This window comes from Streptomyces sp. E11-3 (genome assembly GCF_046540415.1).
GTDB lineage: Bacteria > Actinomycetota > Actinomycetes > Streptomycetales > Streptomycetaceae > Streptomyces.
In genome coordinates this window covers 801,248-825,520 of record NZ_JAZGRL010000001.1, presented here as the reverse complement: position 1 = coordinate 825,520, position 24,273 = coordinate 801,248, and the positions used below count along the sequence as shown (strand labels likewise).

21 protein-coding genes and 1 pseudogene are annotated in these 24,273 nt (G+C 72.2%); 9 read left to right on the top strand and 13 right to left on the bottom strand.

The genetic code is table 11. The annotated features are described in order from the left end of the window. The first annotated feature begins 322 nt into the window (after window positions 1-322). Window positions 323-805 carry a hypothetical protein gene (locus U9R90_RS03620; protein WP_411054898.1) on the top strand — a complete coding sequence of 161 codons (483 nt, stop codon included), beginning with the start codon at window positions 323-325 and terminating at the stop codon, window positions 803-805. Window positions 806-907: 102 nt separating this feature from the next. Here the strand turns inward: U9R90_RS03620 and U9R90_RS03615 are convergent, their stop codons facing one another. Then, window positions 908-1,432: a hypothetical protein gene (locus U9R90_RS03615; RefSeq protein ID WP_411054897.1), complete on the bottom strand. Its 525-nt coding sequence runs from the start codon at window positions 1,430-1,432 to the stop codon at window positions 908-910. Between the two features lie 295 nt (window positions 1,433-1,727). Between U9R90_RS03615 and U9R90_RS03610 the strand changes: the two genes are divergently transcribed. The 3 genes from U9R90_RS03610 (at window position 1,728) to U9R90_RS03600 (ending at window position 5,946) form a co-directional block, all read left to right on the top strand. Continuing rightward, window positions 1,728-2,768 carry an SCO0930 family lipoprotein gene (locus U9R90_RS03610; protein WP_411054896.1) on the top strand — a complete coding sequence of 347 codons (1,041 nt, stop codon included), beginning with the start codon at window positions 1,728-1,730 and terminating at the stop codon, window positions 2,766-2,768. A gap of 230 nt (window positions 2,769-2,998) precedes the next feature. Further along, entirely contained in the window at window positions 2,999-3,811 is an 813-nt protein-coding gene (locus tag U9R90_RS03605; RefSeq protein WP_411054895.1) for an SAM-dependent methyltransferase, read from the top strand. After that, on the top strand, window positions 3,808-5,946 hold the full coding sequence (locus tag U9R90_RS03600) for a putative bifunctional diguanylate cyclase/phosphodiesterase (protein WP_411054894.1): 2,139 nt from the start codon (window positions 3,808-3,810) through the stop codon (window positions 5,944-5,946). Before U9R90_RS03605 ends, U9R90_RS03600 begins: the two co-directional genes overlap by 4 nt. Window positions 5,947-6,057: 111 nt before the next feature. Here U9R90_RS03600 and uvrA read toward each other — a convergent pair whose 3' ends face one another. Both uvrA and U9R90_RS03590 read right to left on the bottom strand, forming a co-directional pair. Continuing rightward, entirely contained in the window at window positions 6,058-8,466 is a 2,409-nt protein-coding gene (uvrA, locus tag U9R90_RS03595) for an excinuclease ABC subunit UvrA (protein WP_411054893.1), read from the bottom strand. A gap of 43 nt (window positions 8,467-8,509) precedes the next feature. After that, a complete protein-coding gene (locus U9R90_RS03590) occupies window positions 8,510-9,523 on the bottom strand; it encodes an LLM class flavin-dependent oxidoreductase (RefSeq protein ID WP_411054892.1) in 1,014 nt (337 codons plus the stop codon). 55 nt (window positions 9,524-9,578) lie between these two features. On the opposite strand from U9R90_RS03590, the gene U9R90_RS03585 reads away from it, so the two are divergent. Continuing rightward, window positions 9,579-10,067 carry a hypothetical protein gene (locus U9R90_RS03585; protein ID WP_411054891.1) on the top strand — a complete coding sequence of 163 codons (489 nt, stop codon included), beginning with the start codon at window positions 9,579-9,581 and terminating at the stop codon, window positions 10,065-10,067. A 16-nt stretch (window positions 10,068-10,083) separates the two neighbouring features. Here the strand turns inward: U9R90_RS03585 and U9R90_RS03580 are convergent, their stop codons facing one another. Continuing rightward, window positions 10,084-10,302 (bottom strand): dodecin, encoded by a 219-nt coding sequence (locus U9R90_RS03580; RefSeq protein ID WP_411054890.1) that lies wholly within the window; start codon window positions 10,300-10,302, stop codon window positions 10,084-10,086. A gap of 213 nt (window positions 10,303-10,515) precedes the next feature. Between U9R90_RS03580 and U9R90_RS03575 the strand changes: the two genes are divergently transcribed. Continuing rightward, complete coding sequence (locus U9R90_RS03575; protein ID WP_411057627.1) at window positions 10,516-11,781, top strand: extracellular solute-binding protein; 1,266 nt, start codon at window positions 10,516-10,518, stop codon at window positions 11,779-11,781. 16 nt (window positions 11,782-11,797) lie between these two features. Here the strand turns inward: U9R90_RS03575 and egtD are convergent, their stop codons facing one another. The 6 genes and pseudogenes from egtD to U9R90_RS03545 all read right to left on the bottom strand — a co-directional run bounded on the left by egtD (window position 11,798) and on the right by U9R90_RS03545 (window position 18,613). After that, a complete protein-coding gene (egtD, locus tag U9R90_RS03570; RefSeq protein WP_411054889.1) occupies window positions 11,798-12,757 on the bottom strand; it encodes an L-histidine N(alpha)-methyltransferase in 960 nt (319 codons plus the stop codon). 278 nt (window positions 12,758-13,035) lie between these two features. After that, window positions 13,036-13,743: pseudogene (egtC, locus tag U9R90_RS03565) on the bottom strand (ergothioneine biosynthesis protein EgtC); the annotation flags it as partial. Beyond that, window positions 13,743-15,089: an ergothioneine biosynthesis protein EgtB gene (egtB, locus tag U9R90_RS03560; protein WP_411054888.1), complete on the bottom strand. Its 1,347-nt coding sequence runs from the start codon at window positions 15,087-15,089 to the stop codon at window positions 13,743-13,745. The gene egtB and the pseudogene egtC, both read right to left, overlap by 1 nt. Next, window positions 15,086-16,381, bottom strand: coding sequence for an ergothioneine biosynthesis glutamate--cysteine ligase EgtA (gene egtA, locus U9R90_RS03555; RefSeq protein ID WP_411054887.1), 1,296 nt, complete (start codon window positions 16,379-16,381; stop codon window positions 15,086-15,088). Before egtA ends, egtB begins: the two co-directional genes overlap by 4 nt. A gap of 216 nt (window positions 16,382-16,597) precedes the next feature. Continuing rightward, a complete protein-coding gene (locus U9R90_RS03550) occupies window positions 16,598-17,056 on the bottom strand; it encodes a type II toxin-antitoxin system PemK/MazF family toxin (RefSeq protein WP_411054886.1) in 459 nt (152 codons plus the stop codon). A gap of 126 nt (window positions 17,057-17,182) precedes the next feature. After that, entirely contained in the window at window positions 17,183-18,613 is a 1,431-nt protein-coding gene (locus tag U9R90_RS03545; RefSeq protein WP_411054885.1) for an amidase, read from the bottom strand. Window positions 18,614-18,781: 168 nt separating this feature from the next. Between U9R90_RS03545 and U9R90_RS03540 the strand changes: the two genes are divergently transcribed. After that, entirely contained in the window at window positions 18,782-19,891 is a 1,110-nt protein-coding gene (locus U9R90_RS03540; RefSeq protein WP_411054884.1) for a substrate-binding domain-containing protein, read from the top strand. 63 nt (window positions 19,892-19,954) lie between these two features. Here the strand turns inward: U9R90_RS03540 and U9R90_RS03535 are convergent, their stop codons facing one another. Both U9R90_RS03535 and U9R90_RS03530 read right to left on the bottom strand, forming a co-directional pair. Further along, window positions 19,955-20,371 (bottom strand): VOC family protein, encoded by a 417-nt coding sequence (locus tag U9R90_RS03535; RefSeq protein ID WP_411054883.1) that lies wholly within the window; start codon window positions 20,369-20,371, stop codon window positions 19,955-19,957. Window positions 20,372-20,381: 10 nt separating this feature from the next. Further along, window positions 20,382-20,801, bottom strand: coding sequence for a helix-turn-helix transcriptional regulator (locus U9R90_RS03530; RefSeq protein ID WP_411054882.1), 420 nt, complete (start codon window positions 20,799-20,801; stop codon window positions 20,382-20,384). A gap of 106 nt (window positions 20,802-20,907) precedes the next feature. Between U9R90_RS03530 and U9R90_RS03525 the strand changes: the two genes are divergently transcribed. After that, window positions 20,908-22,104, top strand: coding sequence for a thiolase family protein (locus U9R90_RS03525; RefSeq protein WP_411054881.1), 1,197 nt, complete (start codon window positions 20,908-20,910; stop codon window positions 22,102-22,104). Between the two features lie 54 nt (window positions 22,105-22,158). Here the strand turns inward: U9R90_RS03525 and trxA are convergent, their stop codons facing one another. Then, a complete protein-coding gene (trxA, locus tag U9R90_RS03520) occupies window positions 22,159-22,551 on the bottom strand; it encodes a thioredoxin (protein ID WP_411054880.1) in 393 nt (130 codons plus the stop codon). A gap of 132 nt (window positions 22,552-22,683) precedes the next feature. On the opposite strand from trxA, the gene U9R90_RS03515 reads away from it, so the two are divergent. Further along, a complete protein-coding gene (locus U9R90_RS03515) occupies window positions 22,684-24,180 on the top strand; it encodes a dihydrolipoyl dehydrogenase family protein (RefSeq protein WP_411054879.1) in 1,497 nt (498 codons plus the stop codon). Window positions 24,181-24,273: the final 93 nt, after the last annotated feature.

Below are 24,273 nucleotides of genomic sequence, written 5' to 3'. Positions count from 1 at the left end.
CTCTCGACGCGGCGGGGCCGCCACGTCCGTTGCACATGGCAGAACGCTAAGCGCGCGGCGCGAGAGTGGCGACAGAGCGCGGGCGAACGGGTGGTGGACCGTGGTGCGGTGCGCCATCCGAGTTGCGTGCGGCAGGAGATTTCTGACGGTCCGTGACCTGCGGGTACGTCATTTTGTATGGACTTCGCTCGGCGTGTCGGCTCACCGGTACGGCGGATCCCCGAAATGCGGGCCCAGGCAAGGCGCCTGAGGGTCTTTCTGGGAGGCGCTCTCGCCAATCGACCGGGGACGGTTCCCCGGGGCGCCTGCCGCGGAGGTCCCAATGCGTACTACTCGTGCCCTGGCGGTCGCGGCCGTCGCCGGTACGTTCCTCGGGCTCGCAGCGCCTGCTGCCAGCGCCTGGGACGCCAGTGCTGTCAGCGTGTCCCCGAGCGTCGTCCCACGCGGCGGCACGGTGACCATCTCGGTCAGGGAGCACGCCTGCTCCGGCGGGAGGGTGTTCTCGGACGCGTTCCCCACGGCGAGGCTGCGGCACCACCAGGGCGATGTGTTCCGGGCCCGCGCCACGGTCAACAGCAACGCCACCGTGGGGGCGAAGGACGTGACGGTGCACTGCGGCAGCAGCACCGTCACCAAGAACGCCGCCTTCACCGTCATCCACGGCGGCGTGCGCGGCGGTGTCGGCGGCAGCAGCAGCACCGGCGCGACGCCGACCGACATGGCGATCGGCGGCGGTCTGGTAGCGGCCGCGGCGATCGGCGGTGGCGTGTTCTGGATGCGCCGCCGCGGTGAGTCCAGGGCCTGACACCCCGCCGCCGTCCGTGCGGTCGGCGCGGCGCCGTAGACAGCACTTCGCCCCGGGATTCCCTCGAATCCCGGGGCGAAGTGCTGTGTGGTGGTGGGTGGTTCAGGCTTCGTCCTCGCCGGGGCGGCGACGCGCCCAGTACACGGCGGAACCCAGCGCCCCGACGATCAGCGCGGCGCCCAGGGCGATCTCGCCGATGTCCAGGTTGCCGAAGCTGCCGCCGGCGCCCGCCTTGACGCCCCGGTGGATGGTGCCACCGGTGGTGTTCTGGTGGTTGCCTCCGGCCGCGATGGTGAGGTCGGTGGTGCCCGTCTCGCCCTTGCAGTCGAAGGTGATCTCGTACGTCGCACCCGGCTTGGCGTCCCAGTCCACCTTGGCCGAGACCGTGTCGCCCTTGGGGATCTTGACGGTGTCGAAGACCCCGGAGGTGACGGTGACCGGCTTGTCGCAGCCGTCCGCCTTGAGCGTGACATGGCCACCGGCCGCGACGGTCGACGGCGTGACGCTGAAGCCGAACGACGTGATGTTGCTGGTGTCGCCCGTTATGGCCGCACTGGCGGTGGTGGAGCCGAGCGCCAGGGCGCCGGCCGAGAGCAGTGCGACGGACGCCGTCCGTATCGCGCGCATGGTGAATCCTCCGGGTCCCCGAGGAGCAGCCGCGGACCTCTTCCACGTATGCCGTCAATGCACCTCGATGAGCGAAACGCTAGGGAATGCGCCGAGTGGCCGCGATCGCAGTCGAGCGAATGGGGCATCGGTGTCCCCCGGTCAGGGGACCCCGGCGGCGAGCCGCCGAGGAGAGCCGCCGAAAAGAAATCACCGCTCGCGTTGAACACATCCGCACCCCGCTCCCGTACCTAGGGCCATGTGCGGCGCATCCGAGCTCCGCGACATCCCGGAGAACGGCAGGAGTTGACGGACGATGAATACCTGGCGCAGCGCCTCGATGGCGGTGGCGGCCGCGGCCGTGTTGACATTGACGGCGGCGTGCGGTCAGGACAAGGGCTCGGACTCCCCCAAGGGGCAGTCCGTGGGCAATGCCGTCCCCGCGGAAGGGGGCGGATACAGCTCGGGCGGCGGATACGGCGACGGGGCCGCGGACGGCGCGAGTGGCCAGGCCGAGGCGAAGCCCGCGGGCCAGCTCGGGGTCTGGGAGAGCAAGAAGCTCGGCAAGGTGGTCACGGACAGCGCGGGGCTCACCCTCTACCGCTTCGACAAGGACACCGCCGAGCCGCCCAAGTCGAACTGCGAGGGAGACTGCGCCAAGACCTGGCCCGTGGTGTCCGCGGACGACGCCAAGGCGCCCCCCGGCGTGGACGTCGCACTGCTCGGCTCCATCGAGCGCAGTGACGGCACCGAGCAGTTGACCATCGCCGGGTGGCCGATGTACCGCTATGCCCAGGACAAGAAGGCGGGGGACGCCAAGGGGCAGGGAGTGGGCGGTACCTGGTACGCCGCGGCGCCCGACGGCAAGAAGGCGGCACCCGGGAGTGGGGGCGACGCCGACGCCGGTGACCAGGCAGACGCCGGCGACCAGGCAGGCGCCGGTGAGCCGGCAGAAGGGGGCGACGTGGCCGACCTGCCGGGGATGTCGACCCGTAAGGACCCCAAGCTCGGCGAGATCGTCATCGACAAGAACGGCATGACGGTCTACCGCTTCATGAAGGACTCCGCCTGGCCCATGAAGACCGCCTGCACCGGCGAATGCCTGAAGAAGTGGCCGGTGGTCGAGCCCGTCGAAGCGAACGACACCAAGGGCATCGATCTCAAGGGCAGCGGAGAGAACCGGGGCTTTGTCGTCTTCGACCGCCCCGACGGTGCCAAGCAGCAGACCATCGACTGCTGGCCGCTCTACACCTTCGCCGCGGACAAGAAGCCCGGCGACACCAACGGCCAGGGGGTGGGCGGCACTTGGTACGCCGTCTCGCCCGAGGGAAAGCCGGTCGGCGCCCCCAAGAGTTGACCTCGCGCAGGAAGGAGTGATCCCTCGGTAGGCCCCTCTTCCGCTTGGCGGAAGAGGGGCCTACTCATGGGTTTTTCCAGGGAATCGAGAGCCTGCACGTGCAGCTGCAGATGCATTTGCCGCAGGCAGTGACCGAGAACGGACGAGCAATTTCCGGTTCTACTCGACCCGTTGGCGAGCGATCAGTAGCCTCAGCTCGAACACTGGCACGCCAATTCCTTGGAGACACCATGGAGCGACCCGCCTGGGCCCCCCAGGGCATCGACATCTCGGTCCCCAGCGTGGCCCGCGTATACGACTACTACCTGGGCGGTTCGCACAACTTCGAGGCGGATCGCGACGCGGCCCGCAAGGCCATGGAGTTCATGCCGGGACTGCCGAAGATCATGCAGGCGAACCGTGCCTTCATGCGGCGGGCCGTGCGGTACGCGGTCGGGCAGGGCGTCACCCAGTTCCTGGACATCGGCTCCGGCATCCCCACCTTCGGCAACGTCCACGAGGTCGCCCAGGGAGCGCACCCCGGCGCCCGCGTCGTCTACGCCGACCACGACGAGGTCGCCGTCGCGCACAGCCGCGCGGTGCTTGAGGGCAACCCCGACGCCGGCGTCGTGGCCGGTGACCTCAGAAAGCCCCAGGAGATCCTGGGCAGCGCCCCGGTCACCGAACTGCTCGACCTGGACCGGCCGGTGGCGCTGATGCTGGTCGCCGTGCTCCACTTCGTCGAGGACGCGGACGACCCGTACGCCGCGGTGACCGAACTGCGTGACGCGCTGGCGCCCGGCAGCCTGCTGATCCTCACCCACGCCTCGTTCGACGGCGTTCCGCTCCCCGAGGAACAGGCCTCCGGCACCGTCGGTGTATACAAGAACATCCGCAATCCGCTGATCATGCGCTCGCGCGAGGCGATCGCGCGATTCTTCGAGGGGTACGAGATGGTGGAACCGGGACTGGTGTCGATCGCGCGCTGGCGGCCGGAGGCACCGCTCGATCAGGAGGACCCCTTCGCCTTCTCCGGCTATGCCGGGGTGGGGCGCACGGCGTGAACGACGAGCAGGACGGGCCGGAGGGGAGACTGCGCCGGTTCGCCACGATATGGAGCCGGGCGATCTTCCCCGTCACAGCGACGTCGCTGACCCGCCAGGAGTTCGAGGAGGAGCTGCTGCCCCACGCGCGCGTGCTGCGGGACGCCCTCGCGGCCCGCGCCTTCGACGCGGCCGCCGGACACGCGGTGGGTGCCGCGCTCGTCGACACCCACTGCACCGACCCCGAGGCACTCAGCCGCACCCTCGACGTCGTCGACGCCTACCTGGTGCTGTACTGCGGCGCCGAGCGTGGCCAGGAGGAGCTGCGCGTGCGTTGCGCCCGGCTGCAGCACGCGGTCGCCGCGGGCTTCGCCCAGGCGCTGCGCGAGCGGACCCTGGCCGAGCAGGAGGCGATCTCCCGCGCCGCGCTGGACGCCCGGCACGCGGTGGCCGAAGCGCTGCACGCCAGCGAGGCACGGTTCCGCGCGGTCTTCGAGGGCGCCGCCATAGGCATCGGCATCGCCGATCTCGACGGAACGGTTCTTCAGGTCAACGACGCCATGCTGCGGATGTTCGGCGGCGGTCTCGACAAGCACATCCGCGGCCGCAAGGTCAGCGAGTGGACCCATCCCGACGACGCCCCCCAGGTGTGGCGCCTGTACGAGGAGCTGGTGCGGGGCGAGCGCGACCACTACCGCGTGGAGAAGCCGTACTACCGCCAGGACGGCACCGTGCTGTGGACCAACCTGACGGTCTCGCTGCTGCGGGACGCCGACGGCAGGCCGCAGTACCAACTGGCCCTGATGGAGGACACCACCGAGCGCCGCCTGCTCAACCTGCGGCTGCGCTACGAGGCCACGCACGACGCGCTCACCGGGCTGCCCAACCGCACGCTGTTCTTCGAGCGCCTGGAGAAGGCGCTCGCCGGGGCCGACGGCAAGCGCTTCGGCCTGTGCTACCTGGACCTGGACGGCTTCAAGGCCATCAACGACAGCCTCGGCCACGCGGCGGGCGACCGGCTGTTGGTCGAGGTCGCCGACCGGCTGCAGTCCTGCGCCACCGCACCGGGTGAGATGGTCGCCCGGCTCGGCGGCGACGAGTTCGTCGCCCTCACCACCGGGCCCGACACCGAGCGCGAGGTCGACGAGCTCGCTGGACGCATCCTCAGTATGTTGGCGATCCCGATCCGTATCGAGGGCCGGGAGCTGACCGTCCGCGGCTCCATCGGCATCGTCGAGGGACCATCGGGCGAGCGCACCCCCGCCGAGGTGCTGCGCAGCGCCGACATCACGATGTACCGCGCCAAGTCGGCCGGCGGCAACCGCTTCGAGCTCGCCGACCCCAAGGTCGACGCCAGCACCATCACCCGGCACTCGCTCACCACGGCCCTGCCCGCGGCGCTGGAGCGCGGCGAGTTCTTCATCGAGTACCAGCCGCTCGTACACCTCGGCGACGGGAACGTCTGCGGCGCCGAGGCCTTGGTGCGCTGGCTGCATCCGCAGCACGGGGTGCTGGGTCCCGACCGGTTCATCCCGCTGGCCGAGGACACCGGGCTCATCGTGCCGCTCGGGCGCTGGGTGCTTGAGGAGTCCGTGCGCCAGGCCCACAACTGGCACCAGCGGCACCTGCCGGGCGGCCCGGTGCGGATCAACGTCAACCTGTCGCCCTGCCAGCTCTACCACCCCGGCCTGGTGGCCGACACGGTGGACATCCTGGAGCGGGTCGGTCTGGAACCCGGCGCGCTCTGCCTGGAAGTCACCGAGTCGGCCCTGATCGGCGCCGACGACGATCTGCTCAAACCCCTGCGCCTGCTGGCCGAGATGGGCGTCAACATCGCCCTCGACGACTTCGGCACGGGCTACTCGAACCTGGCCAACCTGCGCCGGCTGCCGGTCAGCGAACTCAAGCTGGACCGGTCGTTCACCCAGGGCATGCAGCACTACCCCGCGGACCGGGTCGACCTCAAGATCGTCGAGGGGATCGTGTCCCTGGCCCACAGCCTGGACCTGTCGGTGACGGTGGAGGGCGTGGAGACCGGAGTCCAGGCCGACCAGCTGCGTCGCCTCGGCTGCGACACGGCCCAGGGCTGGTACTACGCACGCCCAGGACCACCGGACCGGCTGCACACCCTGGCCCTGGTGGACGCGGTGGGCTGACGTCGCCAGGGCCGGCGGGCCCGCTCACCAGGCCCAGGCGACTCGCTCGCCGGGCCCGAGCGGCTCGCTCACCGGGCGCGGGTGGCTTACTCACCGGCCCGAGCGGCTCGCTCAACCGCGCTGCCCGCGCGCCAGATACGGGGCGGTGCGGCTGCCCGCCGCCCGCGCGACGTCGGCCGGTGGCCCGCACGCCACCACACGGCCGCCCTCGTCGCCGCCGCCGGGGCCCAGGTCGATCACCCAGTCGGCCGCCGCCACGACATCCATGTCGTGCTCGACGACCACCACCGAGTGGCCCGCGTCCACCAGCCCGTGCAGCTGCCGCATCAGCACCTCGACATCGGCCGGGTGCAGCCCCGTCGTCGGCTCGTCCAGCAGATACAGGGTGTGGTCGCGGCGTACCCGCTGCAGCTCGCTGGCCAGCTTGATGCGCTGCGCCTCGCCGCCCGACAGCTCAGTGGCGGGCTGCCCCAGGCGCAGATAGCCGAGGCCCACGTCGAGCAGCGCCTTCAGGCTGCGCGCCGCGGCCGGGGTGTCCGCGAAGAACTCGGCGGCGCTCTCCACGGTGAGGTCCAGGACCTGGGCGATGTTCAGGCCGCGGTGGGTGATCTCCAGGGTCTCGGGCAGATAGCGCGCCCCCGCGCAGTCCGGGCACGGCGCGTACGTACTGGGCAGGAACAGCAGCTCCACGGAGACGAAGCCCTCACCCTGGCAGGTCTCGCAGCGCCCGCCCGCCACGTTGAACGAGAACCGTCCCGCCCGGTAGCCGCGGGCCCTGGCTTCGTCGGTCTCGGTGAAGAGCTTGCGTACGACGTCGAACAGACCGGTGTACGTGGCCAGGTTGGACCGCGGCGTACGCCCGATGGGCCGCTGGTCGACCTGCACCACACGCCGCACGGCCTCGGCACCGTCGATGCCGCCGAGCCCCGCGGGCGACGTGACGGGAACCCCCTCCTCGCCGCGCTCCGCCAGCAGACCGGGCAGTACCTGCCCGACCAGCGTCGACTTCCCCGACCCCGAGACGCCCGTCACGGCCGTGAGCACCCCGAGCGGGAAGGACGCGTCCAGGCCGCGCAGGTTGTGACGGCTGACACCGGTCAGTTTCAGCCAGCCCTCCGGAGCGCGTACCGGGCGCGGCGGCGCGGGCTCCCGGTCGAAGAGGAAGCGGCGCGTCGCCGACTCCTCCACCCCCGCCAGGTCCGCCACCGGGCCGCTGTGCAGCACCCGCCCGCCGTGCTCACCGGCGCGCGGGCCGACGTCCACCAGCCAGTCAGCCTGCCGTACGACCTCCAGGTGGTGCTCCACGACGAACACCGAGTTGCCCGCCGCCTTCAGCCGGTTCAGGACCGTGAGCAGCGCCTCGGTGTCCGCGGGGTGCAGCCCGGCCGACGGCTCGTCCAGGACGTACACGACCCCGAAGAGCCCCGAGCGCAGCTGGGTCGCGAGCCGCAGCCGCTGGAGCTCGCCCGCGGACAGCGTCGGCGTCGGGCGGTCCAGCGAGAGATAGCCGAGGCCGAGCTCCGTGACCACCTCGATCCGGGCCAGCAGATCGGCGCTGAGCACACGGGCCGTCTCCGAGCCGCCCGCGGCGCCGAGATGCCCGGCCAGCGCGGCGAGCGGCAGCGCGGCCAGTTCGGCGATCGTCCGGCCCGCGAAGGTAACGGCCAGGGCGCGGCGGCGCAGCCTGCTGCCGTCGCACTCCGGGCAGGGCGCGCTCCGCAGGAACCGCTCGGCCTTGGTGCGCAGGGTCTGGCTCTTGGAGTCCGCGAAGGTCTTCAGGACATAGCGCTGGGCGCTCATATAGGTGCCCTGGTACGGGCGTTGGATACGGCCCGCCTCGCGCACCGGGTGCACCGTGACCACCGGCTGCTCGTCGGTGAACAGAATCCAGTCCCGGTCTTGCTGGTCCAGCTCGCGCCAGGGCCGGTCGACGTCATAGCCGAGCGCGTCCAGCACATCGCGCAGGTTCTTGCCCTGCCAGGCACCCGGCCAGGCGGCCACCGCCCCGTCCCTGATGGACAGCGAGGGGTCGGGGACCAGCAGCTCCTCGGCCGTACGGTGCACCAGGCCGAGCCCGTGGCACTCCGGGCACGCCCCGGCCGCGGTGTTCGGCGAGAAGGCGTCCGAGTCGAGCCGCTCGGCGCCTTCGGGGTAGTCGCCCGCACGCGAGAACAGCATCCGCAGCGAGTTGGAGAGCGTGGTCACCGTCCCCACCGACGACCGCGAGGTCGGCGCCGAACGGCGCTGCTCCAGGGACACCGCGGGCGGCAGCCCGGTGATCTCGCCGACTTTGGGCGCGCCCACCTGGTGGATGAGGCGCCGTGCGTACGGCGCGACGGACTCGAAGTACCGCCGCTGCGCCTCCGCGTAGATCGTCCCGAACGCCAGCGACGACTTCCCGGACCCCGAGACCCCGGTGAAGACGGCGAGGACATCCCGCGGAATGTCGACATCGACCCCGCGCAGGTTGTGCTCGCGGGCGCCGCGGACGCGCACATACGGATCGTGGGGGCTGTGCATCGGGACTCTCCGCGGTGGCTGTGGGGCGGCAAACCCCACGATCCTAGGCGCTGGTGAGTCCTGCCAGCCGGGCCAGGCCACGGTAGGAGTCCAGGAGGGCGTCCCGGTCGTACGTCGACGTGGTGACCAGGACCTCGTCCGCGCCGCTCTTCGAGATCAGCTCCTCAATCGCGCCGGCCACCTCGTCCTCGGTGCCGTACAGCTGGCCGCGCATCCCCGACTCGTACAGCTCACGCTCCTTGGGCGTCATCTCGCGCGCCTCGGTCTCCTCGGCCGGGACGAGCGGCGGGAAGACGCCGTGGGTGCGCGAGTACGCCATCGACCAGGCCTCCGGGATCAGCAGCCGACGGGCCCGCTCGGCGGTGTCGGCGACCGCGACGCTGCCCGAGATGACGACATACGGCGCGTCCGCCCAGCGGGAGGGCTTGAAGCGGTCGCGGTACCGCTGGATCGCGGCCAGCATCCGGCTACGGCCGCGGATGTCGCCGATGACCAGCGGCAGCCCGGCGTCCGCCGCGATGTCCGCGCCCGCACCGGTGGCCAGCACGTACGGGGGTATGTGCAGGCCCTCGGCCGGGCGGGCGTGCACCTGGGGGTAGGTCCGCTGCTCGCCGGTGAGGAACCCGAGCAGCAGTCGCAGCTGGTCCCCGAAGTCCTCGGCGTCCTCCTTGTCCCGGCCCAGCGCCTTGCGGATCAGTTTCGTGAAGCCGACCGAGCGGCCGAGCCCCATGTCGATCCGGCCGGGGAACAGCGACTCGAGCACCCCGAACTGCTCGGCCACGACCAGCGGCTGATGGTTGGGCAGCATCACCCCGCCGGTGCCGACCCGGATCCTGGACGTGGCGGCGGCCACGGCGGCCGCGAGCACGGTGGGGGCCGAGCCCGCGACGCCCGGCACGCTGTGGTGCTCCGACACCCAGAAGCGGTGATAGCCGAGCGCCTCCGCCTGCTGGGCGAGGCGCACCGTGTCGCGCAGCGCCTCGGGGGCGTCGTGGCCCTGGCGGGTGCGGGAGCGGTCCAGGATGGAGAAGCGGGTCTTCGGGATAACTGAGGTCACCTCCGGTTCAACGCTCGGGAACCGTGGGGATTCCCCTCGGTCGTAGGCTGTGGCCATGGATCACGCGCAGCGGCCGCTGGCCGTGTTCGACCTGGACAACACCCTCGCGGACACCGCGCACCGCCAGCACTTCCTTGAGCGCAGACCCCGCGACTGGTCGGCCTTTTTCGCGGCCGCGCCCGATGACCCGCCGTTGCGGCAGGGCATCGAGCTGGTGCTGCGCAGCGCCGCGGAGTGCGAGGTCCAGTACCTCACCGGGCGGCCCGAGCGCTGCCGCGCGGACACCCTCGCGTGGCTGGAACTGCACGGTCTGCCCGCGGGCCGGGTGTGGATGCGCCGCAACGACGACCGCAGACCGGCCAGGCACACCAAGCTCGCGATCCTGCGCCGGCTGGCGCGCGGCCGCGAGGTGCGGATGCTCGTGGACGACGACGAGCTGGTGTGCGACGAGGCCGAGCGGGCCGGGTTCAAGGTCGTACGGGCCCGCTGGGCGACGGAGTCACCGGCCCTGACAGAGGCACAGGAGCGGGACGGCCGGACCTAGCCTCGGCCGTGGACCGCTACCCCTCCGCGTCCTCCAGGCGGAAGCCCAGCTTCAGGCCCACCTGGTAGTGCTCGATCGCGCCCTCCACGATGTGGCCGCGCACCTGTGTCACCTCGAACCAGTCCAGGCCGCGCAGCGTCTGCGAGGCGCGGTCGATGCCGTTGCGGATGGCCTGGTCGACGCCCTCCTGTGAGGTGCCGACGATTTCGGTGACCCGGTAGGTGTGGTCGGACATGGCGTCGCACTCCTTCGCTCGCTGGTCACTCCACCGTGCCCCAGAGGGCCGCCGCGCGCGAGGCGGTGGGGTCCACCGGCTGGGAAAAGACCGTGGAACCCTTGACCAGTCCATTGGTACATACCAAAATCCAGCCACACCCGAACAAGCGCACGGCGCTTCCCCCACATCGGGCGATCCTCCGTGTCCGCACACCAAAGGGTGACCCACGTGCTGCAACAGCGACTTCTCGCCGTCTGTCTGGCCCTCGCCACCACGGCCGCGCTCGGCGGCTGCGGACTTCTGTCCGGCTCGGACGACGAGCGGGACACGGTCACCGTATGGCTGATGAAGGGCAGCGCGTCGGCCGGATTCCTGGAGAAGTTCACCGAGGCGTTCGAGCGGAAGCACACCGATCTCACCCTGGACATCCAGATCCAGGACTGGACCGGCATCGGCGCCAAGGTCTCCGCCGCCCTGGAGAACGAGGACGCCGCCGCCCCCGATGTCATCGAGGTAGGAAACACCCAGGTCGCGCAGTACGTAGGCGACGGCGGACTGCTCGACCTCACCCTGGAGTCCATGCGGGACTTCGGGATGGACGACTGGCTGCCGGGCCTCGCCGAACCCGGCAGCCACGGCGGCGCCCAGTACGGCATCCCCTGGTACGCCGCCAACCGTGTCGTCATCTACGACAAGCAGCTCTTCGACGAGGCCGGGATCACGAAGCCGCCCACCACGCGCGCCCAGTGGCTGCGCGACACCGCACGCCTCAACACCGGCCCGAACCAGGGGATCTACCTCGCCGGGCAGGACTGGTACACCCTCGCCGGGTTCATCTGGGAAGAGGGCGGCGAGCTCGCCAAGGAGCGAGGCGGACGCTGGAAGGGCGCCCTGGACAGCCCCCCCGCGCTGCGCGGCATGGACTTCTACCGGCAGCTGCAGGCGCTCGGCAAGGGCCCCAAGGCCGCGGACGAGGAGGACCCACCGCAGTCCGGGGTCTTCGCCGACGGCGGGGTCGCGCAGATCATCTCGGTGCCATCGGCGGCCACCCTCATCGAGGAGCAGAACCCCGAACTCAAGGGCAGACTCGGCTTCTTCCCTATCCCGGGCAAGCGTGCGGACAAGCCGGGCGCTGTCTTCACCGGCGGCTCCGACCTGGTCGTCCCCCGGCGCACCGACCAGCCGCGCGGCGCGGTCGCGGTGGTCGGGGCACTGGCCGGAAAGACCTGGCAGACCGAACTGGCCAAGGCCATGAACTACGTACCGAACAAGACGACCCTGGCCGGTGCCGTCGCCGACAAGGAGGCCGTCGCGGCCATGGCGGCGGGCGCGGCGCACGGGCGCGCGACGCCCAGCGCGCGGCGGTGGGCGGCCGTCGAGTCGGAGAACCCGATCAAGCGGTACATGACCGATGTGCTGATCGGCGGCGATCCGGCACGAGAGGCCGCGAAGGCTTCGCGCCGGATCACCGAACTCCTCGACGAGAACCGCTCCTGAAGAGAGGCGGTACGCGTCAGCCGCGGGCGAGCGACAGGGCGAACCGGCCCGCCGCGTCCGTCCACCACCGCACGGGTTCGAGCCCCGCGGCGGTGAGCTCGGCCCGGACCCGCTCCTCGCGGAACTTCGCCGACACCTCCGTACGCAGCTCCTCGCCCGCCGCGAAGTCGACGGCCAGATCCAGCGCGGGCACCTTCACCGAGAGCGCGGTGCGCGCCCGCAGTCGCATCTCGATCCACTCCCGCTCGGCGTCCCAGCGCGCGACATGGTCGAACGCCTCGGGGTCGAAGTCGGCCCCCAGCTCACGGTTGATGACCTTCAGGACGTTCTTGTTGAAGGCGGCGGTCACCCCGGCCGCGTCGTCGTACGCGGCCACCAGCCGCGCCTCGTCCTTGACCAGGTCGGTGCCGAGCAGCAGCGTGTCACCGGGGTCGAGGAGGGTGCGCACCGACGCCAGGAACGCCGCACGCTCGGCGGGCAGCAGATTGCCGATCGTGCCCCCGAGGAACACCACCAGCCGCGGCCCCGGCGTCGGCGGCAGTTCCAGACCGTGGGTGAAGTCCGCGATCAGGGCGTGTACGTCGAGGCCTGGGCGCTCGGCGGCCAGTGCCTGCCCGGCCTGCTCCAGGGCGCTGGCGCTGACGTCGACCGGGACGTAGGCGTCCAGTTCGGGCAGCGCGTCCAGCAGATGCCGGGTCTTGTCGGACGATCCTGAGCCCAGTTCGACCAGGGTGCGGGCCCCGGACGCCGCCGCGATCTCCGGCGCGCGGGCCAGCAGGATCTCCCGCTCGGCGCGCGTCGGATAGTACTCGGGCAGTGCGGTGATCTGCTCGAACAGCTCGCTGCCCTGGGCGTCGTAGAACCACTTGGGCGGCAGCGTCTTGGGGTCCTGGGTCAGCCCGTGCAGCACGTCGGCACGCAGCGCGGCGTCGGTGGCGTCGTCGGGCAGGGTACGGGTGAGGTGGAACGGACTCACGCCATGGGCTCCTTGGTGGGTACGGGTGGGGCGGTGTCGCACTGTTCTTCGGGTGCTGCCGGTGCTTCCTTGAGCGGAGTGAGCAGGACGTCGGCCGGGCTAGGTCCGGCCGTCACACTCCCGCCGTCCGCCCGGAGGGCGGACCCTGCGGCGTCAGGTGCGTGCTCTCGGCGTGCCGGGTGCAGGCCCTCGTACTGGACGTACTCGGGTCTGTGCCCGGTGCGGCGAGAGTGCGTGCATGGCGTCGTGGGGCAGGCGGGAGTGTGACGGCAGGGCCTAGCAGCCAGCAGGGTGCGGTCGGGGACCTCGCGCCAGTGCGGATCGTCGTCGTAGGGCTCCGACGCCACGACCGTGCGGCGGCCCGGAGCGGACAGATACCAGAGGCTGTCGCCCCAGGCGGTGGCGGTGATCGACTCGCCGTCCGTGAGGAGGAGATTGAGCCGCGAGCCCGGCGCGGCGGCCGCGACCTGCAGCACGGTGTCGGCCAGGGCCTGCTCTGCCTCCGCACCGGACCGCAGCCGGTGCAGCACCAGTTCCCAGACCAGGGCCGAATCGCAGCGGGCCTCCAGGGCGAGCAGCCGCTCGGGTGGCAGAGCGGCCGCGACGGCGGCCAGGGAGCGCGGCCAGCCGGACACCGCGCCGTTGTGGCTGAACAGCCAGCGGCCCGAGGCGAACGGCGCGGCCGCCGCCTCCCCGTCCGCGCTCGCCACGGTCGCGTCCCGCACCGCCGCGAGGACGGCTGGGCTGCGCACCACCCGGGCCAGGTCGGCGAACGAGGCATCGCCCCATACCGGACCCGCCCTGCGGTACCTGGCGGGCACCGGATCGCCCTCCGCGTACCAGCCGACCCCGAAGCCGTCGGCGTTGACCGTGCCGTACCGCTGGCGGCGCGGCGCCCACGACTGCCGGTACAGGCTGTGCGGCGGCCGTACGAGGAGGTCGCCGAGCGGCTCCGGCGGGCCCAGGAAAGCGAGGTGACGGCACATCAGCCGCGCCCCCCTGCCGCGGGATCCGCGTCGCGTGCCGTACGGAACCCGGAGAAGATCTGCCGACGGACCGGGTAGTCCCAGTTGCGGAACGTGCCACGGCAGGCCACCGCGTCGACCGCGAAGGACCCGCCGCGCAGCACCTTGTGGTCGGGCCCGAAGAAGACCTCCGAGTACTCCCGGTACGGGAACGCGGCGAACCCCGGATACGGCAGGAAGTCGCTCGACGTCCACTCCCATACGTCGCCGATCAGCTGGCGCACCCCGAGGGGAGAAGCCCCCGCCGGGTAGCTGCCCGCGGGAGCGGGGCGCAGATGGCGCTGGCCCAGGTTGGCCCGCTCCGGCGTCGGGTCCGTGTCGCCCCACGGATAGCGCAGCGAGCGGCCCGAGACCGGGTCGTGCCGGGCGGCCTTCTCCCACTCGGCCTCGGTGGGCAGCCGCCGCCCCGCCCAACGGGCGTACGCGTCGGCCTCGTACCAACTGACGTGCAGCACCGGCTCGTTCAGCGGCACCGGCTCGGTCACCCCGAACCGTCTGCGCAGCCACTGGCCACCCTCGCGGTGCCAGAACAACGGGGCCTCGATGCTCTGCCGTTGGATCAGCGCCCATCCCGCCGGGTCCCACCAGCGCTCCTGTGCGTACCCGCCGTCCGCCATGAACTCCAGGTACGCGGCGCAGGTCACCGGGGTCGTGTCGATCCAGTACGGGGCCACTTCGCGCTGATGCGCCGGGCGCTCGTTGTCCAGCGACCACGGCTCGGCCGACGTGCCCATCGTGAACGGGCCCCCGGGCACCAGGACTTCACCGGGCAGCGGTGGCCCCGAGGGCGCGGGCGCCGGGTCGGGGGCGGTCAGCGCGGCGGGGCCGCGGCGCAGCTGGTGGGTGATGAGCATCGTCTCGTCGTGCTGCTGCTCATGCTGGGCGATCATGCCGAAGGCGAAGCCCGCGTCCAGCAGCCCCGAGCCCTCCAGCGGAGTGCGCTCCAGCAGGTCCAGGACCCTGCCCCGTACCTCCGACGCGTACTGCCGGGCCTCGGCGGGCGGCAGCAGCGGCAGGGTGGGGCGCTCGGCGCGCGGGTGCTCGAAGGCGTCGTAGATCGAGTCGATCTCCGGCCGCATCGGCTCGCGTCCGGCGACGGCGCGCAGCAGCCACTGCTCCTCCTGGTTGCCGATATGCGCCAGGTCCCAGACCAGCGGGGACATCAACGGCGAGTGCTGCGCGGTGAGTTGGTCGTCCTCGACGCAGCTGGTCAGCAGGTCGGTACGGTCCCGGGCCGTGGTGAGCGCGGCGACGGCACCCGCGCGCAGCGCCTCGGGGTGCGGTGGGCTCTCGAAAACGGCGGTCACGGTTGCCTCCCGTGTACTCGGTCCAGCAGATCGTCGGCGGGGCAGCGCCCCCGGTCCACATAGCGCTCGGCGAACGCCCCGACCGCGTCCCGCACGGCCGTGGGGACGCCGCGCCTGGGCAGCGCGTCGAGGGCCGCGGCGAAGCAGCCCGCGGCGGCGTCGCGCAGTTCGGGGTCGGCCAAGCCATGCCGCGCGGCATCCAGCCACAGGGCGTCGTGCGGCGCGGTGGCGGTGCGGGCGGTGGCCGGGTCCGGGGCGGTCGAGGCCCGCTCCGCCAGGGGCTTGACGAGGCGGTAGGCATGTTCGGCCGCCTCGGGGTCGTCGAAGAGCGCGTCCACGACCGCGAGCGGTACCACCCAGCCGTCGTCGCCCGACTGGGCGTCGATCATGCGGAGTTCGAGATGGCCGCGCGGCCGTACGGGCGGAAACAGGGTGGTCAGGTGGTACTCGAGATCGGCGCGGGTCGGCGGCCGCGGCAGCCCACCGCGCAACCAGTCACGGAAGGACAGCCCTCGCGGCACCGCCCAGGGCGCGTCCGGGCTTCGGACGCACATCACCGGCGCGTCCAGCACATGCCGGGTCCACGCGGACCTGGGCTCCTCGTCGAGCGGCGGGGCCGCCGACCGGCCCGGTTCGATCGCCGCCCACACCGCCTGGCGCGTCGACCGCCAGCCGGTGGGCCGCCCGTTGTCCAGCGGTGAGTTGGCGAACGCGGCCACCAGTACCGCGCCCAGCAGATGCGCCAGGCGCCAGCGCCGTGCGTATCCGCGTGGCCCCGGCTCCTCGAAACCGGCGTCCACGCAGATCTGTACGGAGGCCGTCGAGCACATCATGGAGCGGCCCGCGGGACCTGTACGGTCGAGATAGGTCTCCATCGCGTCGTACCGCGGCTCGTGCAGCAGGCGGCGCGGCGGATGCCAGGGGTCCTGTCCGGCTCCGGTGAGACCGAGCCCGAAGCGGCGGAGTTCGGTGCGTACGCGGTCCAGGTCGGCGCGGGCGGCGGCGACGCACTCGGCGGGGGATGCGGCGGGCAGCGAGCTGAGCTCCAGCTGGCCGCCGGGTTCGACCGTGACGGCCGAACTGAGAGGGAGCGCGCGTATCGCGGCGTAGGCCGCCGCGCGCCGGTCGGGTGGTACGGGGAGCCGCGGTTCACGCAGCTCGTGGACGAGCCATTCCAGTTCGACACCGAGGGCACGAGGGGGGCCGGTCTTGAAGCAGATGCCGTGGACCAGTGCCTGTACCTCGCTCTCGCTCACCCTCTGGTGACGCTCCGTGCAGTCGGCCTCAGTCATGGCCGGACACTCCTTCCGAAGACCAGCGGAGAGTCCGTCGACCCGGATACAGGTGATCCGGGTCGGCGCACGCCTCATCCACCCAAGACGCTCGGGAAGCTTCACACAAGAGCGCCTGGAGCGCACCGGAATTCTTTTGCGTCACCCGACACTCGGGGCTCACCGCGCGTTCACGCGGGTACGTGGGTCACGCGGGCCCCGGGGCGGACGCGCGGCTCACTGCCAGCCGTAGCGCTCCTGCAGTCGTCGCACGACCAGGTTGAACCGCATCCGGTCCAGCGCACACGCCTCGCGCCGCATGCCCTGGTCGTGCACCCGCAGCACCCGGTCGGTGTCCGCCCAGGAGTCGCGTCCTGTGCGGTCCCACGGTCCACTGCCCAACGGTACCCAGTCCCGGTCGTTCCCGCGCGCCCGGCTGGACAGCTGCACGCCCAGCAGCGTGCCACTCGCCTCACGGGCGACGATCAGCACCGGGCGGTCCTTGCCGCGGCCGTCGTTCTCCTCATACGGCACCCAGGTCCACACGATCTCTCCGGGATCGGGGTCGCCGTCCTTCTCCGGGGCGTACGTCGTCCGCACCTGCCCCACTCGTTCGGGATCGGCCTCAGTCGTCGCGCAAGGGCCGCTGCGGCCGGGGGAGTCGGGCACCTGTGCGTCATCCGTGTACGTGGTCACGCGGGGAAGGGTATGGCCTGGTCGGAGCGGGTGGTCGCGCAGGGTCGCACGTTCCCTGAACCAGACCGTGGCGCTCCCTGAACCAGACCGTGGCGCTCCCTGAACCAGACCGTGGCGTTCGCGGAACTAGACCGTGGGCGTCACCAGTTCGTCCGGCGCGGGCCAGCGCTCGTACCACCGCTGGTCCGCCTCCAGCTGCGCGGCCAGGGACACCAGCAGCGGCTCGCAGTTGGCGGGCCCCAGGAGCTGTGCCCCCACCGGCAGCCCGCCCGGCGTGAACCCCGCGGGCACACTGACACCCGGCCAGCCGAGCACGTTCCACGGCCAGGCGTACGGGCAGGCGGCGATCATCGTCCGGTCGGTGCGCCAGCCGCTCAACTCCGCGAACGTGCCGATCCGCGGTGGGGGAGTGGCCGTCGTCGGCGCGAGCACCACGTCGTACCGCCGGAAGATCTCCCCGACCCGTCGGTGCAGCGACACCTCCGCCCTGCGGGCCAGCCGCAGCGGCGCTCCGCGGAGCGTCCGACCGAGCCGGGCCGCCTCCTTGGTGCGCGGATCGAGCAGGGACGGGTCCGGCACCCGCGTGACCCAGTCGGCGACCCCCGTGGTGGCGCGCGGCACGAACGACAGGCCGATCTGGCCGTAGTGCGGGTCCGCCTCCTCGACCTCGTGGCCGAGCGCGGCCAGCCGGGCCGCGAGCCGCAGCACGGCCGCCCTGACCACGGGGTCGAGGTGCTTGGGCGTCCCCGTGAACGGCATCCGCAGCGACAGCGCGATCCGCAGCCGCCCCGGATCACGGCCCACCGCCTCACCGAGCCGGACGGCGGGCGGCCGGTGCAGATCACCGGGATGGCTGCCGCTCGCACAGTCAAGGAGCAGCGCCGCGTCCTCGACGGTCCTGGCCAGTGGACCGTTCACCGTGATGCCCTGGAACGCCTCCGGGTCCGGCCAGGTCGAGATCCGGCCGCGCTGCGGCTTGATCCCGACCAGATGGGTCCAGGACGCGGGTATCCGCACCGACCCCGCACCGTCGGAGCCGAGCGCCGCGGGCACCAGCCCCGCCGCGACCGCCGCCGCCGAGCCGCCCGACGAACCCCCGGGCGTGTACGCGGTGTTCCACGGATTGCGGGTGTCGCCGAAGGCCGGGCCCTCGGTGAACGGCCACTGGCCCAGCTCGCAGGTGTTGGCCTTGCCGACGATCACGGCACCGGCCGCCCGCAGCCTGCGTACCGCCTCGGCGTCCGCACTCTTGGGCGGGAAGTCGCCGCGGCAGCCGAACGCGGTGGGCTCGCCCGCCACATCCATGTCGTCCTTCACGGCGACCGGCACCCCGAGCAGCGGCAGCCGTTCGCCCGCGGCCAGCCGCCGGTCCGCCGCGTCGGCCTCCTCCAGTGCCGCGTCCGTACGCACCCGCCTGAAGGCGTTCAGCGTGGGCTGCGACGCGGCGATCCGCGCCAGGCTCTCCTCGACCAGCTTCCGGGACGAGACCGTGCCGTCGGCCAGCGCCCTGGCGGTCTGCGCGAGGCCTGCCGCGCGATCGGGAGTCGCGGGGGTCATACGGAACACCTCTCGCCCGGGGATCTGTACCTGTGAACGAACGTTAGCCGCCGACGGCGTGTCGCGGTATGCCGGAGGCGCGCCACGAGCGGCGCGCTACGGATTTCGTTGCCGAAGCGGGCCCGGCCCGGTGCGCGGCCACCGCCGTCTGGAAAGATGCGAGACGTCATGGCGCAGATACCGAAGCAGACACCGCAGTCGCGAGTGCAGCCGTCCGCGCAGCCGTCAGCGGAGCCATCCGTGCACCCGTCCGCGCACCGGCCGGCACCGCAGCCGTCCGCGCCGGGCCCCGTGCCGACCAGCGCCGACGTGGCGCGGCTGGCCGGTGTCTCGCGCGCGACCGTCTCGTACGTCCTGAACAACACCGAGGCCGTCCGCATCAGCGAGCCCACCCGCCGCCGCGTCCGCGAGGCCGCCGAGGAACTCGGCTACGTCCCGCACGCCGCCGCCCGCAGCCTGCGCGCCGGACACAGCCGGATGGTGCTGATGCCCACACCGCAGGCCCCGGTCGGGCCGCTGTACAGCCACTTCATCAGCGAACTCCAGTGGGCGCTGCGCCGCCTCGACTACACCGTCGTGCACTACGGCAGCGTCGGTATGCGCGGCGACGAGGCGGCCCGCGCCTGGGCCGAACTGCGCCCGGTCGCCGTCCTGCTGCCGGGCACGGGACCGCTCACGCCGCGCGGCGTGAGCGTACTCAAGCGCTCCGGGGCCAGAGCCGTGCTCACCCTCGGACCCGAGCGGGTCGAGGGCGCGCACGCGCTGCTGATGGACCAGCGGGAGATCGGCCACCGCGCGGGGACGCACCTGCTCGAACGCGGCCGCCGCCGGATCGGCGTGGTCGTGCCCGAGGAACGGGGCCTGGACACCCTGTCGGGGCCCCGGCTCGAAGGCGTACGCCAGGCCGTGGCGGGCACCGACGCACGGGTCGAGCCGCTGCGGCTGGCCTACGAGGAGGAGTCAGCCGCGGCGCTCGCGGGGCGCTGGCGGGCGCTGGGCCTGGACGCCGTTTTCGCGTACAACGACGAGTACGCGATGCTGCTGATGCGGGCGTTGCAGGACGAGGGGATCGACGTGCCGGGCGACACCGCGGTGATCGGCGCGGACGATCTGCTGCTCGGCCGCCTGCTGCGCCCCCGTCTGTCGACGGTCCGCCTGGAACTGCTGTCGGGCCAGCGCCTCGCGGAACTGGTCGACCGGGCGGTCCGTGACGCGGGCGGCCCCCTGGAAACGCACGACGTCCTGACAACGAGCCTCATCGCGCGCGAGTCCAGCTGACGTTCGACGGGGGTTCAAAGACAGGCTCTCAAAGCTCCGCCACCCGGTGCGCGAGAGGAGAGCTCACCGCCCGCGCGGCTGACTGAAGCGCAGCATGTTGCCTGAAGGGTCGCGGAAGGCGCAGTCGCGGACGCCGTAGGGCTGGTCGACCGGCTCCTGCAGCACCTCGCCGCCCCCGGCGCGGAGGCGCTCGAAGGTGGCGTCGCAGTCCTCGGTCCGGAAGATGACACCGCGCAGCAGGCCCTTGGCCAGCAGTTCCGCCATGGCCTCCTTGTCGGCGGGCGAGGCGTTCGGGTCCGCGAGGGGCGGTTCGAGGACGATGTCCACATCGGGCTGTGCGGGCGAGCCGACGGTCACCCAGCGCATCCCCTCGAACCCGACGTCGTTGCGCACCTCCAGACCGAGAACGTCCCGGTAGAAGGCGAGCGCCTTGTCGTGGTCGTCGACGGCGATGAAGCACTGTGAAAGGTTGATGTCCATGCGTTCCAAGCTAGGAGCGCGGAGGAGTTTTCGCTTCTCCGTTCCTGACCGGTCGCGTGTGGATCTTGGCGACGCAGGCCGGGATGGCGGCGCCCTCGTCATGGGGGTGGGCGCGGTAGGAGCTCGGGCTCTCGCCGACCAGCTCGGTGAACCGTGAGCTGAAGGAGCCCAGCGAGGTGCAGCCGACCGCGAAGCAGACCTCCGTGACCGCCAGGTCGCCCCGCCGCAGCAGCGCCTTGGCCCGCTCGATCCGGCGCGTCATCAGGTAGCTGTACGGAGTCTCGCCGAAGGCGGCGCGAAAGCTGCGGGAGAAATGGCCCGCCGACATGAGGGCGCCGCGCGCCAGCGCGGGAACGTCGAGCGGCTCCGCGTACTCGCGGTCCATCAGGTCACGGGCCCGGCGCAGCCGGACGAGATCCTCCAACGTCACACGACCACCATCCCACAGCGCCAGGTGGCATCAACCGTCCGTTGACACGACGCATCCCGCACCCGAGACTCGACCCCGCCCCCGACAACCGCAGGAGCCCGCAGCGATGACCCGCCCCGCCGTGCGCGATGTCTATATCGTCGACGCCGCCCGCACCCCGATCGGCAAGTTCGGCGGCGCCCTCGCCTCCGTACGCCCCGACGACCTGGCCGCACACGTCGTCCGCGCCCTCGTCGACCGCACCCCGGACCTGGACCCCACCCGCATCGACGACGTCGTGTTCGGCGACGCCAACGGCGCGGGCGAGGACAACCGCGACGTGGCCCGGATGGCCGTCCTGCTGGCCGGACTGCCGGTCTCCGTGCCCGGCGTGACCGTCAACCGCCTCTGTGGCTCAGGCCTGGAGGCGGTGATCCAGGCGGCCCGCGCCATCGCGCTCGGCGACGCCTCGGTCGCCATCGCGGGCGGCGTCGAGTCCATGTCCCGCGCCCCCTGGGTCCTGCAGAAGCCCGAACGTGCCTTCCCCGCGGGCCACCAGCAGTTGCACTCGACCACCCTCGGCTGGCGCATGGTCAACCCCGAGATGCCCGCCGAGTGGACCGTCTCGCTCGGCGAGGGCGCCGAACTGATCGCCGACAAGCACGGCATCACCCGCGAAGAGCAGGACGCCTTCGCACTCGCCAGCCACCAGAAGGCCGCCAAGGCCTGGGCGGCGGGCCTGTACGACGGCGAGGTCGTCCCGTACGACGGCAGCGACCTGACCCGCGACGAGTGCATCCGCGAGAACAGCGACATGGCGTCCCTCGGCCGACTGAAGCCCGCCTTCCGCAAGGACGGCGGCACCGTCACGCCGGGCAACTCCTCGCCCCTGAACGACGGCGCCGCGGCGCTGCTCCTCGTCGACGAGGAGGGCCTGCGGGCCACCGGGCGCGAGCCGCTGGCCCGCGTGAGCGCCTCGGCCGTCACCGGCATCGAGCCGCAGCTCTTCGGCCTCGGCCCGGTCGAGGCCGTACAGCGCGCCCTGACCAAGGCCGGGAAGTCCTTCGGCGACCTGACCACCTTCGAGCTGAACGAGGCCTTCGCCGCCCAGTCGCTCGGCTGCCTCGCCGCCTGGCCCGATCTTGACCCGTCCGTGGTGAACCCGCGCGGCGGCGCCCTCGCCATCGGCCACCCGCTCGGCGCATCGGGGGCCAGGCTCGCCGGGTCGGTCGCCCACCAGCTCGCCGCGGCGGGCTCGGGGACGGGCCTGGCCGCGCTCTGCATCGGCGTCGGCCAGGGGCTCGCCCTCGTACTGGAGCGCTGAAACCGATAGCGCGGGCGGGGGCACGTGGCAGGTGCCGCGTCCCCCGCTCCGCCGCTACTCCTGCTCCTGGGCCTTCTCCTCGGCCTTCTGCTGCTCCGCGGCGATCTGCTTGCGGACCTCGTCCATGTCCACCTTCCGGGCCTGCCCGATGACGTCCTCAAGCGCGGACTCCGGCAGCGCGCCGGGCTGCGCGAAGATCGCGACCTGGTCCCTGATGATCGCCAGCGTCGGGATCGACTGGATGCCGAAGGCCTGCGCCAGCTCGGGCTGCGCCTCCGTGTCGACCTTGCCGAAGACCACGTCGGAGTGGCGCTCCGACGCGCCCTCGTAGACCGGGGCGAACTGGCGGCACGGGCCGCACCACTCCGCCCAGAAGTCGATCACGACGAAGTCGTTCTCCGACACGATCGTGTCGAAGTTTTCCTTGGTGAGTTCCTGGGTGCTCACAGCTTCCTACCTCTTCCGGGCGACTACGTCGTGGTGCCCCCGCACAACGCCGAGGGCGGTTTCCCTATTCCGGGACACTGGTCCGGCTGCCCCCTGTGGCCGTGCCGCACACCTACGGGAAGACTGGCTGACATGGGACAGCGATACGGACAGGAACACGCATCGGGACACGCGCCGGGACACGCGCCGGGACATGCGCCAGGACAGGCTCCGGCCGTCGCGTACGACGTCATCGTCATCGGAGCGGGGGCGGTGGGCGAGAACGTCGCCGACCGCGCCCGAGCCGCCGGTCTGAGCACGGCCGTCATCGAGAGTGATCTGATCGGCGGTGAGTGCTCCTACTGGGCCTGTATGCCGAGCAAGGCGCTGCTGCGCCCTGCCCTGGCTCGCGCCGACGCCCGTGCGGTGCCCGGCCTGAGCGGGGCCGTGCAGGGGCCGCTGGACGCCGGCGCGGTCCTCGCGCACCGGGACTACATCACCTCGCACTGGAAGGACGACGGCCAGGCGGGCTGGCTCGACTCCGTCGGCGCGCGGATCTACCGGGGCCACGGCCGGATCACCGGCCCCAAACGGGTCGCGGTCACCAGCCCGGAGGGCGACCACCATGTGCTCACGGCCCGGCACGCCGTCGTCGTGTGCACCGGCAGCCGCGCCGTCGTGCCCGAGCTGCCGGGCGTCAAGGGCGCCAAGGTGTGGACGAGCCACGAGGCGACCAGCGCGCACCGCGTACCGAAGCGGCTCGCGGTGGTCGGCGGCGGGGTGGTCGGCGCCGAGATGGCCACGGCATGGCAGGCGCTCGGCTCGCAGGTCACCCTGCTGGTACGGGGACCGGGGCTGCTGCCCCGGATGGAGCCGTTCGCCGGGGAACTGGTCGCCGAGGCGCTGCGCGAGGCGGGCGCCGATGTGCGGACCCGGACCTCCGTGACGGCGGTCGCGCGCCACCCGGACAGCGTCACGCTCACGCTCGAAGGCGGCGACATGGTGGAGGCCGACGAGGTCCTCTTCGCCACCGGGCGTGCCCCGCGTACCGACGACATCGGCCTGGACACCGTCGGTCTCGCACCGGGCACCTGGCTCACCGTGGACGACAGCTGCCGGGTCGAGGGCAGCAGCTGGCTGTACGCGGTCGGCGACGTCAACCACCGGGCGCTCCTCACGCACCAGGGCAAGTACCAGGCACGGATCGCGGGAGCCGCGATCGCGACACGCGCGCGCGGCGTCCCGATCCTGGAGTCCGACCCCTGGGGCGCGCACGCCGCGACCGCCGACCACGCCGCCGTACCCCAAGTGGTCTTCACCAACCCGGAAGTGGCGGCCGTCGGCCTGTCGTTGGCCGAGGCCGAGGCGGCGGGGCACCGGGTCCGTGCCGTCGACTACGACCTGGGTTCGGTGTCGGGCGCGGGCCTGTACGCGCGCGGCTACCGGGGGCACGCCCGGATGCTCGTCGACCTCGACCGGGAGGTGCTGCTCGGCGCCACCTTCGTCGGCCCCGGCGTCGGCGAACTGCTGCACGCGGCGACGATCGCGGTCAGCGGCGAGGTACCGATCGACCGGCTCTGGCATGCGGTACCCGCGTATCCGACGATCAGCGAGGTGTGGCTGCGGCTGCTGGAGACGTACCGGGGTTAGCCCACCATCGACACCACAGCAGAGCGCCGGAGTAAGCGGCGACGCCCGAGAGGTCAGCGGCGACGCCCGAGAGGTCAGCGGCGACGCCCGAGA

Excerpts from the sequence above, each read along its gene's own strand:
- U9R90_RS03580 (WP_411054890.1), bottom strand. The coding sequence starts at position 10,302 with ATGTCCGACCACACCTACCGGGTCACCGAAATCGTCGGCACCTCACAG.
- U9R90_RS03525 (WP_411054881.1), top strand. The coding sequence starts at position 20,908 with ATGACCCGCCCCGCCGTGCGCGATGTCTATATCGTCGACGCCGCCCGC.
- U9R90_RS03535 (WP_411054883.1), bottom strand. The coding sequence starts at position 20,371 with ATGGACATCAACCTTTCACAGTGCTTCATCGCCGTCGACGACCACGAC.
- U9R90_RS03515 (WP_411054879.1), top strand. The coding sequence starts at position 22,684 with ATGGGACAGCGATACGGACAGGAACACGCATCGGGACACGCGCCGGGA.
- U9R90_RS03585 (WP_411054891.1), top strand. The coding sequence starts at position 9,579 with ATGGATCACGCGCAGCGGCCGCTGGCCGTGTTCGACCTGGACAACACC.
- U9R90_RS03620 (WP_411054898.1), top strand. The coding sequence starts at position 323 with ATGCGTACTACTCGTGCCCTGGCGGTCGCGGCCGTCGCCGGTACGTTC.
- uvrA (WP_411054893.1), bottom strand. The coding sequence starts at position 8,466 with ATGCACAGCCCCCACGATCCGTATGTGCGCGTCCGCGGCGCCCGCGAG.
- U9R90_RS03545 (WP_411054885.1), bottom strand. The coding sequence starts at position 18,613 with ATGACCCCCGCGACTCCCGATCGCGCGGCAGGCCTCGCGCAGACCGCC.
- U9R90_RS03610 (WP_411054896.1), top strand. The coding sequence starts at position 1,728 with ATGAATACCTGGCGCAGCGCCTCGATGGCGGTGGCGGCCGCGGCCGTG.
- U9R90_RS03540 (WP_411054884.1), top strand. The coding sequence starts at position 18,782 with ATGGCGCAGATACCGAAGCAGACACCGCAGTCGCGAGTGCAGCCGTCC.
- U9R90_RS03605 (WP_411054895.1), top strand. The coding sequence starts at position 2,999 with ATGGAGCGACCCGCCTGGGCCCCCCAGGGCATCGACATCTCGGTCCCC.
- U9R90_RS03615 (WP_411054897.1), bottom strand. The coding sequence starts at position 1,432 with ATGCGCGCGATACGGACGGCGTCCGTCGCACTGCTCTCGGCCGGCGCC.
- egtA (WP_411054887.1), bottom strand. The coding sequence starts at position 16,381 with ATGACTGAGGCCGACTGCACGGAGCGTCACCAGAGGGTGAGCGAGAGC.